Annotated in this window: 10 protein-coding genes, 1 tRNA gene and 1 pseudogene; 4 read left to right on the top strand and 8 right to left on the bottom strand. The window is 63.6% G+C overall.

The window, feature by feature from the left end:
* Nucleotides 1–330 precede the first annotated feature (330 nt).
* The 6 genes from AC3A4T_RS12600 to AC3A4T_RS12575 form a co-directional block, all read right to left on the bottom strand.
* Entirely contained in the window at nt 331–693 is a 363-nt protein-coding gene (locus tag AC3A4T_RS12600) for a DUF7674 family protein (RefSeq protein ID WP_487675700.1), read from the bottom strand.
* Nucleotides 694–914: 221 nt separating this feature from the next.
* Nucleotides 915–1,235: a hypothetical protein gene (locus tag AC3A4T_RS12595; protein ID WP_487675699.1), complete on the bottom strand. Its 321-nt coding sequence runs from the start codon at nt 1,233–1,235 to the stop codon at nt 915–917.
* Nucleotides 1,232–5,947 (bottom strand): RHS repeat-associated core domain-containing protein, encoded by a 4,716-nt coding sequence (locus tag AC3A4T_RS12590; RefSeq protein ID WP_487675698.1) that lies wholly within the window; start codon nt 5,945–5,947, stop codon nt 1,232–1,234. Before AC3A4T_RS12590 ends, AC3A4T_RS12595 begins: the two co-directional genes overlap by 4 nt.
* A 398-nt stretch (nt 5,948–6,345) precedes the next feature.
* Nucleotides 6,346–6,630 (bottom strand): DUF6538 domain-containing protein, encoded by a 285-nt coding sequence (locus AC3A4T_RS12585; RefSeq protein WP_487675697.1) that lies wholly within the window; start codon nt 6,628–6,630, stop codon nt 6,346–6,348.
* 102 nt (nt 6,631–6,732) lie between these two features.
* Nucleotides 6,733–6,806: transfer RNA gene (locus AC3A4T_RS12580), tRNA-Gly, on the bottom strand.
* Nucleotides 6,807–7,378: 572 nt separating this feature from the next.
* Complete coding sequence (locus AC3A4T_RS12575) at nt 7,379–9,172, bottom strand: autotransporter outer membrane beta-barrel domain-containing protein (protein ID WP_487675953.1); 1,794 nt, start codon at nt 9,170–9,172, stop codon at nt 7,379–7,381.
* Between the two features lie 457 nt (nt 9,173–9,629).
* Here AC3A4T_RS12575 and thiS point away from each other — a divergent pair, with 457 nt between their 5' ends.
* Nucleotides 9,630–9,830: a sulfur carrier protein ThiS gene (thiS, locus tag AC3A4T_RS12570; protein WP_487675696.1), complete on the top strand. Its 201-nt coding sequence runs from the start codon at nt 9,630–9,632 to the stop codon at nt 9,828–9,830.
* A gap of 364 nt (nt 9,831–10,194) precedes the next feature.
* On the opposite strand, the gene AC3A4T_RS12565 is transcribed toward thiS, so the two are convergent.
* The gene (locus AC3A4T_RS12565) at nt 10,195–10,470 is read right to left on the bottom strand and encodes a hypothetical protein (RefSeq protein ID WP_487675695.1); all 276 of its coding nucleotides are present in this window, start codon (nt 10,468–10,470) and stop codon (nt 10,195–10,197) included.
* A 143-nt stretch (nt 10,471–10,613) separates the two neighbouring features.
* Here AC3A4T_RS12565 and AC3A4T_RS12560 point away from each other — a divergent pair, with 143 nt between their 5' ends.
* A complete protein-coding gene (locus AC3A4T_RS12560) occupies nt 10,614–10,934 on the top strand; it encodes a hypothetical protein (protein ID WP_487675694.1) in 321 nt (106 codons plus the stop codon).
* Between the two features lie 329 nt (nt 10,935–11,263).
* On the opposite strand, the gene AC3A4T_RS12555 is transcribed toward AC3A4T_RS12560, so the two are convergent.
* On the bottom strand, nt 11,264–12,520 hold the full coding sequence (locus AC3A4T_RS12555) for a phosphatidylinositol-specific phospholipase C1-like protein (RefSeq protein WP_487675693.1): 1,257 nt from the start codon (nt 12,518–12,520) through the stop codon (nt 11,264–11,266).
* A 408-nt stretch (nt 12,521–12,928) separates the two neighbouring features.
* Here AC3A4T_RS12555 and AC3A4T_RS12550 point away from each other — a divergent pair, with 408 nt between their 5' ends.
* On the top strand, nt 12,929–13,723 hold the full coding sequence (locus tag AC3A4T_RS12550; RefSeq protein ID WP_036106745.1) for a thiazole synthase: 795 nt from the start codon (nt 12,929–12,931) through the stop codon (nt 13,721–13,723).
* 1 nt (nt 13,724) lies between these two features.
* Nucleotides 13,725–14,453, top strand: a pseudogene (trmB, locus tag AC3A4T_RS12545) (tRNA (guanosine(46)-N7)-methyltransferase TrmB); the annotation flags it as partial.
* Nucleotides 14,454–14,472 lie beyond the last annotated feature (19 nt).

The following is a 14,472-nucleotide window of genomic DNA, read 5'->3' as shown; positions in this document are numbered from 1 at the left end:
GTAAGAGTCGATCGGGTGCATGCCGGCGATTGCGCCGTGCGGATCGCACGACCGTCTTGGCACGACGTGAGCGAAAACGTAGCGCCCTGGTGCAAGCGCGTTGAAGCGGCTCAAACGCGCCACCCATCCAATAGTGCGGCGATGGCAAGCATCGCCGCCACCTTAGTCGCACGCATCGAAATCCCGGAAACAACGACGGCCCGATCCATGGGATCGAGCCGTCGTGGCGTGCCGCGTCATTGACTCAATGTCGATGCCTGGCGAATCTGGAGCGGGTGATGGGAATCGAACCGCTACTCCAGCCCTGCAGCTAAAAGGCGGATTACAGGGTCATGGGGCTAGCCAAGCCTCGGCGTGCCGCAGTGATCGCGGCCCCAGGTGCGGCTCTATCTGTTCCCATAAATTTTCGACTTGGCTCGCTCGAGTCGCTAATGCCTCGATAAGACCCGTTGCGACCGCCACCATCAAATTTCTGTCACCTTTCTCCATGGCCTCCTCAATCAATGAGAAAATATGGCGATTGGTGGCAGCGTCGGCGCTAGAAAATTCCTCGGCAATCTGATAGCCAAGAGCGGCATACAGCCGAGTGATTGGCGGTTCCTCTGGTAACCACTCGTCCTGAACTTCCTGATATGCAGCCCGTATTCCACTGGAAGCGTCAATCAACGAGCCCAAAAAAACTTCACGGCCCATGACTATTTTCCTCCGAGGGCATTGTTCATATCTTTGATCACATTTTCGGCCGCGGCCCGATCGCCGGGTCGGGCAGTTGGGTTTTTCGATTACTTTCGGCAAAAAAAATGTGACTGCGGCAGGGGCCAGAAATGAGCCGGCAAAACTAAACTCCAACGACACCGGCTAAATGGTTCCCGTTGTATCGGACACATTAGCTCACCCTGACCCCTGCCTTAGTTTCAACTAACCTTCTTGTTGGATCTCACGAACGCTATCGCCGCAATGGCCAGCGAGAATCCTGCGACCGCCAATCTTGCAGGAGTTAGCTCCTGAAGAACAACATTTAACGCCTCCCCCACCACGATATAGGCAGAAGAAGTGGCGTCCACCGGTGCCAAGGCGATTCGCACGGCACCAACAAAAGGAATCAGGAGCATGTAGCAAACGCACAGCCACAACACCAACAGCCCAACCGCGAGAACGGCTCTCCGGTTGGAGGTCAGGCAGGCGATCAGGGCGGCAACGCCTATGCTTATAACGACAAACAAAGGAATATTCATTTTTTGTGGCATCCACATGGATCTAAGGAAACGCTACCCGCACGTTCTGCATCTGCACGTGCGGCACCTGCATCTATGTCCGGTATGCTATCTAAATCCCAATTTTTTGCGCCATCTATGTAGTCAAAAACAAGCCCAGCCAAACGAATATCTATATATCCGCCGGGGTAATAGTATTGGCCAGCATATCCCGCCAAATAATTTCCGAACGCCGCACTTGACAGAATTTTCCCATCTACAATAAACGTAGAAAGCTTACGCGTATACTTAAAATCAAACTTCCCAGTGTGATTTTGGAACATTCGGACTGCCCGCCATGGCATAGTAACTTCGGTGACATCTTTTCTTGCCTCATCCAGAAACTCTTGCGTTTCGCATTCAGTGTAATCATGCGGGGCGTATACCTTTAGGAAGGGATCTCGCAAGCCATAGAAGTCCTTCTTTCTGAGGGGAGAAGAGCCCACATATGCATAAGTACTGATGCCCCCGTCCAGCCCAATCGGATCGCTCTGCCCGTAGCGACCGGTTCCAGGGTCGTAGTCACGAAAATAGTTATAGACCAGCCCAGTGGCAGCGTCATATCGCTGCCCCGGGAACCTCATGTTAAACACGAACGCGGTGCCATCCAGGTCCGGATCCTGATTCGGCGGGCTACTACCAAATGCTTCGCTCTTGGCGTCCCACGCCCAAATGGCGACGTTACGAGCAGGGTCTATGACGGCACGTGGCGTGCCCAAATGATCCGGCTCGACATAGGCAAGTGTCTGGGCCACTCCGCTGCCCACCACTAAGCCCACCGGGGCGTCGCCGAACCAAACCGCCTGCTGCTTTGGAGCTCCCGTGGCGCCGTAATCGCCGATCCAGTTGCCCGCCTCGTCATACAGCGTGTAGGTGTCGATCGCCGTGGTTGTGGCCCCCGTCGTGGCCACCCGCTCGCCGCGGGTGTTGTAGCGATAACTCGCCCTGATGACTCCGGCCTGCTTGAACTGGCTCAATCGATCGCCCGGGCTGTAAACGAACTCCTTCGTGGTGCCGCCGATGCTGGTGGTGTTGCCGGCCGCGTCGTAGCCACGTGCCACGCCGGCCACGTCGGTCAAGCGATGGGTTCCGGCGCTGTTGTACCCATAGGCTTGCAGGCCACCACCGTCCGTCAGACTTTTCCGGTTTCCGGTCTTGTCATAGGTGTAGGTTTCCAGTGGGTTGGCGTTGGGGTCCTGGGTGACGGTCAAGCGGCCCAGCGTGTCGTAGGCGTACTTCGCCTGAAAAGCGCTTTGCAGACCGTCCTTCAACTCCGTCAGCTCGCCAACGCTGTTGTAACCGTAGCCGAGCGACAAGCCGCCACTGGCGCTGTCAAGAATGGTCTTGGGGCGGTAATCCAGATCGTACGTGCGGGCCAGCGTCCGGCCGTTGCCGTAGGTCCACCCTTTCACCGGACCAAACGGCTCGTAGGTCGCGTTGTTCAGCAGCACCGTGCGGCTGCCACCGTTCGGACGAACGCCGACTTCGGTGATTCGCGCTTGCGAATCGCGGACATAGTCCACGGTGGTGCCGTCGGGATAGGTCAGGCTGTCGAGGTTTCCCGCAAGGGTATAGGCATAGCTCAGGGTGAAACTCTTGCCCGCAACGATCTGCACCTTGCGTACAACTTGGCCGAAGCGGTCGTAGCAATACTTCAGCTCATTGCCTTCGGTCCGCGACGCAGTAAGCCGTCCCGTCGCAAAGCCCTGACCCGCGGTGCATTCGGCGTTGACGGTGTCGTAATCGTATTCGACATCCGCCGGACCTGCGGCCGTGTAGAAGACCGCCTTCGGCCGACCGAGCACATCGTAGGTGTAGCGATGCGCCACGGCGTCATTGGCGTCCTTCTTCGTCGCCAACAGACCCGCGCTGTTGTAGGTGAAGTCGGTGACGCCCGTATCCGGACTGGTCAGCTTGGTCCGATCCCCGAAGCCGTTGTAAGCGTAGACCGTGTTGAGCGCGTTGGGATCGGTGACCTGGGTGATCTGGTCGAACGCGTTGTATTTGAACTTGGTTTCAGCGGCCAAGCCGCCAGCCCCGGCATCCTGCACGCTGATGCTCAAGCGGTTGAGAGGGTCGGCAGTCCGGGTGCTGCTGCGCGACAAGGCATCGGTGATCAGGTCCGGGTTGCCGTTGGCGTCGTAGTGGAAGCCCGTGGCGTTCTGCGATGCATCCTTGAGCGCTTCCAGCTGCCCCAGCGTATTGAACACGCGCGACAGGGTTTGCCGAAGCGTTCCGCCAGCGGTCTTGGTGTCTTCCTGCTTGCGGTTGCCGGCCAGGTCGAGCGTGTAATGAATCGTGTTGCCTGCGTTGTCGAAGACGTCGGTCAAGCGGTGGGCCGCGTCGTAGGTGTAGCGGGTGTAGACGCCGTCGGGCAGAGTCACCTTCTTGACCAGACCGGTGGGCTCGTGCTCGATTCGGGTGATGCGGTCGTCGGTCTCCACCGCGTTGTTGGCCCCACGCACCTTCGTGACCGTCAGCCAGCCGCGCGCGTTGTATTCGTAATCGGTGACCACGCCGTTGGGATCGAGCACGGACAACGGTCGACCTTGCGGATCGTAGCCCAGCACCTGCGTTGCACGGCCGAGCGCATCGATCGTCTTATGCACGTCACCCTTGCGGTAGGTGCATAGTTCCGGCGTGGTGGCACAAGTGCTGTCGTCACTGCCGAAATACTCAAACGTCGTGATGTCGCTGACATCGGTTCGCGGACCGTCCACCGATTTCAGCAGACCCAAGGTTGGGCAGGTGCTGTTGGGTGCCGACACATCCCCCGATTCGCAGTAGGCGTAGGTGGTCGTGCGGACATTGTTGGTGGTGGTGTCGCGCACCGCCACGGTGACCGGCTGCAGCCGGGCGTTGCGCGTGATGCGGGTTTCACGGTTCCCAACCACCGTCATCAACACTCTGTTGCTGGCGATATCGGTACGCACCTGGCTGGTGCGCTCCTCATCCAGGCCCACCGCTTCTGTGACCGCGTGGGTGCGCGCCGGCTGGCCCGTCACAGCGTCATTTGCTTCGGTGTAGCTGTGATTGGTGTTTACATTGCGCCGGTCCTCGACCGTGCTCAAGCGACGCCGGAAATCGGAGCCCGCGTCCAGATACGTGCGGGTGACGCTTCCGCGCGTGTCGGTGAACGTGGTGGGCTTGCGCGACAGGCCGTCGTTTCCAGCCGGCAACACGCCGTACGTGGTGGTCTGACCCAGCGCGTCGGTCACGATCGATCCGCCCGCGGCGGGGTAGGTCAAGGTCACTGCGTCCGCGCCGCCGGCATGGGTGCTCGACACCACCCGCGCCTTGTCGTCGTAGGCGAAGGTGCTGTAGCGCTGCCCATCCTCGCGGGTCACGCCAGTCAGGAAGCGCGGAAAGCGCGTGTCCTCGTAATGGTAGGTGCGGATTCCACCGCCTGCGTAGGTGACGGTTTCGACTTGGCCGCCGGCGGTGTAGGTGTAGCTGGCGAGCGCAACACCGGCAGAGCGGATCGCTATGATGGGCGCGTTGTCTCCTACGGCGCTGTACTCGAACCCCAAGCTTCGACCACTGCTGTGGGTGATCGTCGTCAAGCGCCGCGACGCGTCGTACGTGTAGCCCAACGAGGTGCCATCTTCGAAACGTTGCTCAATCAGGCGCCCTTTGACGTTGAAACGCAGCACCCGGTCCGGTCGGTACAGCAGCCAGTCCGTGCCGTCGGCGACGACCCGATCGCCGCTGCCGTCGTCGGCCTCATACGCGGAACCAACGGCGGTGAACGAGATTTGCGCCCCGTCGGCTTCGACCAACCCCATTTGCAGGGTTTGGTTCGGGTCCATGGGGTCGGTGCCCATGGCCAACTGGATGTTGTGCGAGTGGGTCCAGCCATCGCCGAAACCACTTCGCCCGGCCGAGGCCATCGAGTGGTAATGCCGGTCGAACGCGATCCAGCCCAGATCGAAATCAGGCGCCGGCTCGGACTTGTCGCCGGTGGTGGGATCGCACGGGTTGCCGACCGGACATTCGTTCTTGGGCAACGGCGCGGTTTCGTAGCTGATCTGGAACGGAGGACCGCCGCAAGCCTGTAGGTCTTCCCGCCAAGACAGCAAAGCATCGTTCGGACACGCGATATCGCGCTCACGCTTTGTGGAACCGCTGAGGTTGACCGTATCGCACTGACTTCCGGTCCAGGCCGATCGCGTGCCGTCGTAGTCGCCGAACCCTAGAGTGGAAGACTGGCCATCGTCCCATAGAACGTCCTCACTCCAGTCGGGAGCAATTTGGATCGTTGTCGCGGCCGGGCACCCCTCGTTGACGCTCTCCTGATTGAAGCGCTGGATGAGTTGAGCCTTGAGCGCTTCGATCGAACCAACCTCGGGGCCGGCGGAACTGCTGGTTTCGCTGTAACGCCACGCCTCGATGATCGGCGGTAGCGGCTCGAAATCGTAGTTGTAGACCGCTTTGTTGCCGAAGACGACATTACCCGTGACGAGCAGCTTTGATGCTGATCCTCCGGGGAAATTGGAGAGAAAGGTCTTGATCTCTTGCTGGATGCCCGCCTCGGTACGCTGAGGTTGGGTTGGAATGGCGTTGCTGATCCAGAGCTTGCCTGCCTCTTGGGCCTGGGCGCTTGTGCATAGCGCCGCGCCGATGGAAAGGGCCAGCACGGCTACGAGGGGATGCCGGTCGAGCCCGGCGGATGGAACTCCATTTCTTCTAGACATCGTCGATCTCCTTGGGGGGCAATCAGGTGCCCGTCGACAGAAGCCACCACCGCCATCATGGCGCGTGGAGACATCCGTTTCCTATGAAACATCTGCGTCTTTCGTGGGGAAGTTGCCAGCACGTCCTTTGCGGCTTGAGGGAGCTAATCCTGAGCATCCAGCATCTCAGCGTCGGCGACTGCGAACACCAAGATGCTCAATGTAGAGCATGCCAACTTGTCAACATCACTGGCCACGGCTGTGCGTACAAATAAAAACAAGACAGCGCCGCAAGGCCGAGCCTCTCGCTTGCTTGGTCGAGGATAGTGACGCGGGTGTTCTTATTTATTACCGCGGCAGATCATTCCGCCACCATCCGTCGATCAGGCCCTGCGTGGCGAAGTCGATCCCGCCGATCCTCACTCCGGTCGCCGTCCACTGGCGAAGCGTGCCGTCGCCCGCTGGGCGATGTCGACGAACTTCTTCGGATCGAATCCGGCGACGTCATCCCCCTTCCGTAGGCGATGGAACACGGCCAAGAGTGCCACACCCCAGAGCGCCGCGGAGAGCCGTGCGTCATCTCCACGCAACCCGCCCAGCGAGCGAACCAAGAAGCGTGACCGAACTTGTGAACGCACGTCATCAGGCACGCGGAAGCGAACATACAGACCGCTGTCTCGGGTCAAGAAACAGGGCTTGGGCATGAAAACGATACCTCAAACGATACCTCGGTGAGGGCATCGCTTCGGGCTCGTCGTTTGGAAAACCCCTTGTGGGTCAGCGCTTTGCGCGCGATGGGGTTGAAGTGGAGCGGGTGATGGGAATCGAACCCACGCTAGCAGCTTGGGAAGCTGCAGTTCTACCATTGAACTACACCCGCTTGCGGACCAGTCTATTCGGCCCGAACGCGGGTGGCAATGTGGTGCGGCGATGCGGATACCGGGGCGCGTTGTTCGGCGCGGCCAGGGCGGATGAGACGTTCCCGGGCGCATGGCGATGGCCGGCGTCGCGATTCCCTTTCCTCGCGACTTCCCTTCCTTGCGGCCCAGATGTCGCGGGCCTACGAAGGCTGACGGGCGGGCTTCAGCTCCGACGCCCTTTGATCGGATCGAAACCGACCCGGAGATCTCATCTTGAGGCGCACCTCCCGCTTAGATGCTTTTAGCGGTTATCGCTTGCGAACATAACTACCCGGGCCGCGCAGCGTCGCGACCGAAGCCCCACCTAGAACATCCACGCCAAAACTACCGATCCGCGATCGACCCGCGACTTATCGCCTCGCCGCTTTCGATCCTCGCCCGATCGCAACTCGCCACTGCATGCCCGCAAGCCGATCGCCACGCACAACCAACCGGATCGCCGCTCATAAAAAACCGGGCCTTTCAGCCCGGTTTCTTCGACTACAACGCAAACCTCTAAGCAAACGCGATCGCTAAAGCGACCGCGCCGCAATCAGAACCCGCTGCCGATCTGCGCGAACACGGTGGCGTTGTTGCCGCCTTGCTGGCCGACGGTGACGCTGGCGCCGAGGTTGGCGTCCAGGCCGAACAGTTTGGTGCGCGCGCCGAACAGCAAGGTGCCGTAGTCCTGGTCGAACTCGCGGCCCTTGACCGCGTAGTTGCCCAGGCCCGGCACGGTCTGCAGACGCGCGTAGGCGTTCTTCGGCGCGTCTTCGAACTCGCGGTCGACGGTCAGGCGCGCGTACGGACGGAAGCTTTCGCTGTGGGTGTAATTGATCTGCCAGCCGACGCTGCCGATCAGCGAGTCGAAGGACTGGTCCGGGTACGCCAGCGAGGTCGCCAGGTTCGGATCGCTTTCGGCGAAGCCGTCGATGTCGATGCGCTGGGCCACGATCCCGATCACCGGGCCGTGACGCACGGTTTCGCCGAATTCGTAACCGCCGTTGAGCGCGGCGGTGACGTTCTTGCCGTCGGCCGAGCCGTGATGCACGCGGGTCGCCGGGCCAAGGTTGGCGTTGCGGTCGATGTCGAAGTCCAGCTTGGTGTAGCTCAGCTGGCCGTTGATCCAGGCGCGCTCGCCATACCAGCCGATGAAGCCGCCGATGCTGATTTCCTTCTGGTCGAAATCGCCGTTGCGCAGGCCGAAGTCCTGCTTCTGCTGGCCGTAACCGAGGAAGCCGCCGAACACCAGCTTGCCGCGGGTCCAGTCGACGCCGCCGGTCAGCGCCGGACCGGCGCCGTCGTACAGGTCGCCGTCGCGGTAGCGCTGGAAGTCACCGCGCACGCTGCCCCACCAACGCATGCCGTCGCCGTCCTGGACGCCGGCGACGTGGTTGGTCACCTGGTCGGCGCGGGCGCGGCCGGTGGTCGCCGCCGAATTCGGCAGCACGGCGATGAAACGCGGCGCTTCGAGCACCGACAAGGCGTAGTCGGCGAGGATCTTGTGCGACGCGTTCGACGGATGCACGCCGTCGGCGAAGGCATAGCTGTCGGGCGCGCCGGGCGCGGCGTAGTTGAGCGGGCTGCAGGTGACCGACGACGCGGTGATCTGCGGGTTGCACGCGGTGCCGGTGACATTGGTGATGCCGTACGGCGCCGGGTTGGAGGTGATCTCGCGCAGCAGGTTGAAGGTGTCGAGCGGGATCACCCGCAGGCCGGTCGCGGCCAGGCCGCCGTACAGCGCGGTGTTGTAGGTGGTCGCCAGCTGGGTACCCGCGGCCTGCTGAGCCGCGCCGCCGGCGCGGAACTGCGGGGTCACGCCGAGGTCGGGAATGGTCGGCACCAGGATGTATTCGGCGCCGGCGTTGCGCAGCGCGCCGATCACGCCGATCTGCGCGGTGACCGCGTTGGTGATGGTCGCCTGCGCCGGTGCGCCGCCCGCGACCGCGAACAGGTCGTTGGCGCCGCCCCACACGGTGTACAGCGCGTTGGGATCGGCGCGGCCGCCGTTGGCGACGAGGTAATTGGTGGTCTGGGTGGTCAACGACGGGATCGGGCCGAGCGCGCCGGAAGTGTTGACGCCGGTGCGGGCGCCGCCGACGGCGTAGTTGGTGCCGCCCTGGTTGTCGCTGTTGGCGTTGGTGCCGTAGTAGTCGGCGACGTACTCGGCCCAGACCAGGCCCGGGTTGGTGGTGAAGCGGCCGAGCAGCGCGCCGTTGGGGCCGACCGCCTGGATCAGCGCCGGGCGGAAGTGGCCCGAGTCGGTCAGGCTGTCGCCGATGAAGACGGTCTGCGAATAGGTCTGGGCGAAGGCCGGGGCGGCGGCCAGCACGAGGGCGGCGGCCAGCGCGGTGCGAACGGGTTTCATCATTAACTTCCCTGCATTGATAAGTAGCGGTGGTGGCGTTCGACCGATCCTGACGAGGACGATCGGGCGCCGGATGAGGCTCCGCGCGGCGCGACATACGCCGCCGGATGGCTGAATCGAAACATGTGCCACGCGAGCAAAGCAAGGCGCAGCGCGGCAAACGTGCCGATTCGGGGTGCCGATTCGGGGCGCCGGTTGCGGAACGGCGGCGCGCGACCGCGGCCGGCCGGAGGCGCCGCGATCGGAGCCGGCGGCGCGATTATGGTCCTCGTGGACGCCGCGCGCCGGGGCCAGAGGTCACAGACAGTCGATGACACCGTGTCCGCGCCGCGTCGGCAACGCGCCAGCATCGGGCCGGTGGCCCGCGCGGCGATCAGCGAACCGCCCGCTGCGGCAAAGGCTGGCCGCCGCGCGACGTACACGCAACAATATCGGCATGAATATTCTGCTCAATGGCGAACCGCGCGTGCTCGCCGCGCCCATCAAGCTGGTCGACCTGCTGCGCGAGGAAGGCCTCGGCGAACGCCGGGTCGCGGTCGAGATCAACGGCGAGATCGTGCCGCGCGGGCGCCACGCCGACACGGCCTTGAACGAAGGCGACAAAGTCGAGATCGTGCATGCCCTGGGCGGTGGTTGAGTCGGGCCACGTCGGGATCTTGCGATAAGCGCAGGGCCCGCGGCTGTCGCGGTACGCGAATGCCGATGCCTGGCTTGGGTTCAATGCATTGCGAGAAACGCCCAAGCCTCGCCGTACTGTTGCGACTGCCGAGCGAACGCCGTCGAGTCTGAGAGCCCTTGCACGAAACTTCGCGCACCCGACCCGATCGAGCGGTGGATGCGCAACGCGCCGCGCGCGATGCCGTCCATGCCGCACCCCGAATTGAATCTTGCGCGCCGACCGCCGCAAGGCAGGCGGCATACGGCTCGCATTCAACCGCGCGCCGCGCACTACTTTCCCGTCGCCGATGTTCCGGCGACGGGAATCCCTCGACGCCTGCGGCTTACCTGCGATGGCAGGTGATGCTGGCGTCCACGAAGCTCACCAGATTGCAGCCGTCGCGGCTGACGCTGTGAATGGTGATCGGGCCGGGCGTATCGCCATTGGCCACGCAGGCATTGGTCAATTCGCTGTTCGCCAGGGCGATGGCGTCTTCATCGAAATCGCCCTGGAAGGTGCCCAGGTTGATCTTGTAGGAATCGGCCGCCGCGGCCGTGCCCGCCGCGATCAGGCACACGCTCGCAAGAGACAAAGCCGCCGCACGAAGTGAAATACGCATGAAAACGCTCCTTTAGGATTTTCGGGGGAGCCGGCCGATATCGGCCGGTTCGCGATCGATCTCGAACCCGAGAACGAAAGCGGAGCGGATTACAGCATGCGAAAAAAGTTTCATTTGCAGGCAATTCGGCGTGCGCGAGCGCGTTGAACGCGAAAAACCACGCGAACCTCGATGCCGTGCGCGGCGAACTGGCCGAGAGCGCAACCCCGTATTTTCTGTCGCCATGGAACACGCTTCGATCCGTGCCGTGGTGTTTCGTTGACACATCTTTTATGCGGCGCGCGCTTTCGGTTCGCGCGGCGCGCGGCATTGGCGATGGCGACGACGCGATCGCGCGCGAAGCCGCTTACAAGCCGATTATCGAAAACCGGGCGCCGCCGTCTAGGTCGCGAACAGCGATGTCGCCATCCATTTGCCGACTTCGAATCAGGCACTTCGCGGCGCGGGTGCGATCATGTGCCTAAGAGTCGATAAATATCATGCGAAAAACAGCATTTATCCGCAGCCGCGCAAGCTGCGATCGAGCGTACGCAAAGCTTGCGCCTATCGATTCGATCAAATCTTTTAATCAAACTTTCATCCGATTCGCGACCAAGGTCGCATGCGATTCGCGAAGAAACGCATGCGAGCGCGCCCCTCATCGACGCGAATGCGCGAAACACGGGATGCATACGCATGCGCATCGGCGTATCGACTCAAGCGCGCCGATGCCGCGCTGGCGTCCTGCACAAGCACGGACCGGCCTCGCGCGGCGCCGATCAACCGGGCGACGAAATCGCTTCGCCGAGCGTCCTCAATCGTGTTTCTCGGCGGCTTCGATCGCCCGCTGGGCGCAGCGCTCCGGCGCGCGGCGCGGGTTGCAACGCACCACCTCGCTGCGCGGGAAGGTCACCCGGTAGCGGCTCAGGCGCAGGTCGGGTTTCGGGTAATCGGTGGAGATGTACTGCGCGCCGCTGGCGAACGCGGCTTCGCGGCGGCGCGGGTCGTTGCGCCGGGCCTCGGCGGTGTCGGCGTCGGCGCGCGTGCGCACCAGCAAGCCGGCGGCGACCGCGCGCGCGATCCGCTCGCCCTGCGCGATCGGATCGTTGAGGGTCAGGTAGGCCGCGTCGCTCGCGTTTTCATCGCCGCTGACGAACATCGCGCGGCCTTCCAGCGAGCGGCGCTTGCCGCGGTACAGCGCGACCTTGCGCGCATCTTCATCGAGCGCGAACAGGACCTTGCCGCGCGACTCGACCAGGCTCGGCCATCGCCCGGCCAGCACCGCCGCGCGCAAGTTAGCCGCATTGCCGCGCACGCGGTCCGGCGTGATCAGTTCGTCGGCGGCGAACACCGAGCGGATTTCCGCGTCGAGCGCATCGAAGGCGCGGCTGTCGAACGGCAGCGACGAGGTCGAATCCGCCCCGCCCTTGCCATCCTTCGCATTGATCAAGATCAGGATCGGCGTGTGATCGCGATGCGTCCGCGACCACGCCCGGATCTGCTCCAGGCATTGCACGAACACCGTGCACTGACTGCGGAAATCGCCATCGGCCAGATGCATGACCTTGAACCCGGGCCGCTGCATCCGCGCCGCCGTCTCGTGGCTCCAGGGCCCGGCGTCGCCGTAACCCTGGCCCGTCGCGCCGCGCGGATGCGCGTAGCGGCCGCCTTTCGGGTCGTAGTACACGTCTAGCTCCAGGCTGCGCATGCCCAGTTCGAGTTGCTCGTGCAGCGGGGCATGCGCGTAGTCCAGCGCATCGGCGCCGGCCGGGTCGCGCGCGCGCAGGGCCGCGAGCTCGTCCGGCGCGATCGCGAGCTTGTAGCTGTTGTGGGTGCCGATCGCCTGCACATCGTTGAGCCGCAGGTTGCGGTCGATCCAGGCCGCGGCGCAGTCGGGACCGGCCTGGGCCGCGTCGGCGGCGTCGAGGCTGCAGCCGGCGGCCTGGGTTGGGGCCGGCGTTTGCGCGGACCCATCCGGCACGGTGCCCGCCGTCGCCAGACCGGCCGACAGCAGACTCGTCAACAGCAGCACCGTCGCCCACGCGCCGCGCACCCGATTCCGTCTGGACATTCGCATAAGACCCATCGGCAAAGAAACGAACGATACGCGCAGGCTTGCAACCTCGGCGCGTCGTGGCCGCAATGGCCGGACCATGCCAACTCGGTACGCGGATGAGGCCGGTCGACCGGCCCGGCCGACGCAACCGCGACGCGAGGCTTCGGCGTTCTCAACAAGGCCGAAAGCGAGTTCCGCGGCCTGCCGGCTTCTTTCAAAAGGCCGGCAAGATCCCGACCGCCACAGCGAATACTGCGCGCGAACGCTTAAAGCCCGGTGACAAGCGCCGGGACTTTGCGGCCAGATTCGGCCAAGTCGGGCCTGCGAGCCCGGGCAGAACGCGATGGCGGAAAGGCAGAAACAGCCCCGCCCGGAGCGGTCCCGGCCCGGACATGTTCACCGGCGATCAGCCATAATTGCCGGATGACTGACACCGCCTTCTCCGATCCGCTGGTCATCGCCGGCAAAACCTACCGCTCGCGCCTGTTGACCGGCACCGGCAAGTTCAAGGACCTCGACGAAACCCGCCGGGCCACCGAGGCCGCCGGCGCGCAAATCGTCACCGTCGCGATCCGCCGCACCAATATCGGCCAGAACCCGGGCGAGCCGAACCTGCTCGACGTGCTGCCGCCGGATCGCTACACCCTGCTGCCCAACACCGCCGGCTGCTACACCGCCGACGACGCGGTGCGCACCTGCCGCCTGGCGCGCGAGCTGCTCGACGGCCACAAACTGGTCAAGCTGGAAGTGCTCGGCGACCAGCGCACCTTGTTCCCCGACGTCGTGCAGACCCTGGCCGCGGCCGAAATCCTGGTCAAGGACGGCTTCGACGTGATGGTCTACACCTCCGACGACCCGATCCTGGCCAAGCGCCTGGAAGAAATCGGCTGCGTCGCGGTGATGCCGCTGGCCGCGCCGATCGGCTCGGGCCTGGGCGTGCAGAACAAGTACAACCTGCTCGAGATCATCGAGAACGCCAAGGTGCCGATCCTGGTCGATGCCGGCGTCGGCACCGCCTCCGACGCGGCGATCGCGATGGAACTGGGCTGCGACGGCGTGCTGATGAACACCGCCATCGCCGGCGCGCGCGACCCGATTCTGATGGCGCATGCGATGAAACTGGCGATCGAGGCCGGCCGCGCCGCGTTCAAGGCCGGGCGCATTCCGCGCAAGCGTTTCGCCAGCGCGTCGAGCCCCATCGATGGCTTGATCGGCTGATATGACCGATCCGTTCGCCAGCGACGGCGCCAAGTCCCCGCCCAAGCCGTTCACGGTCGAGGAAGGCCGCCGCCAGGTGCGCAGCTTCGTGCTGCGCCAGGGCCGCTTCACCCCGGCCCAGCAGCGCGCGTTCGACGAACTGTGGCCGCGCTTCGGTATCGATTACCACGGCTCGCAGCGCGACTTCGACGCAGTGTTCGGACGCAGCGCCAAGCGCGTGCTTGAAATCGGTTTCGGCAACGGCGACGCGCTTCGCTTCGCGGCCAATAACGATAAAGACCGCGACCTGATCGGGATCGAAGTCCATGCGCCCGGCGTCGGCCGGCTGTTGAACGCCCTGGCCGAGGACGGCAGCGACCACGTGCGGTTGTATCACCACGACGCGGTCGAAGTGCTCAACAACGAAGTCGCCGACGGTTCGCTGGACGAGGTCCGGATTTATTTCCCGGACCCGTGGCATAAGAAACGCCACAACAAGCGCAGGCTGGTGCAGCCGGCGTTCGCCGAATTGCTGGTGCGCAAGCTCGCCGACGACGGACGCTTGCACCTCGCCACCGATTGGCAGGACTATGCCGAACAGATGTGGGACGTCCTGGATGCGACTGGGGGCATCGTCAACCGCGCGGGCAAGCGCGGCAGCGTGCCGCGTCCGGATTGGCGCCCACAGACGCATTTCGAGACCCGGGGCCAGAAGCTCGGCCACGGCGTCTGGGATCTGCTGTACGACAAGAGCCGGGAATAGGGAATTG

It is taken from the genome of Lysobacter sp. Soil_N_51, from assembly GCF_057655755.1.
Note: the sequence above shows the minus strand (reverse complement) of the source record. Positions and strands in the feature narration are given on the sequence as shown.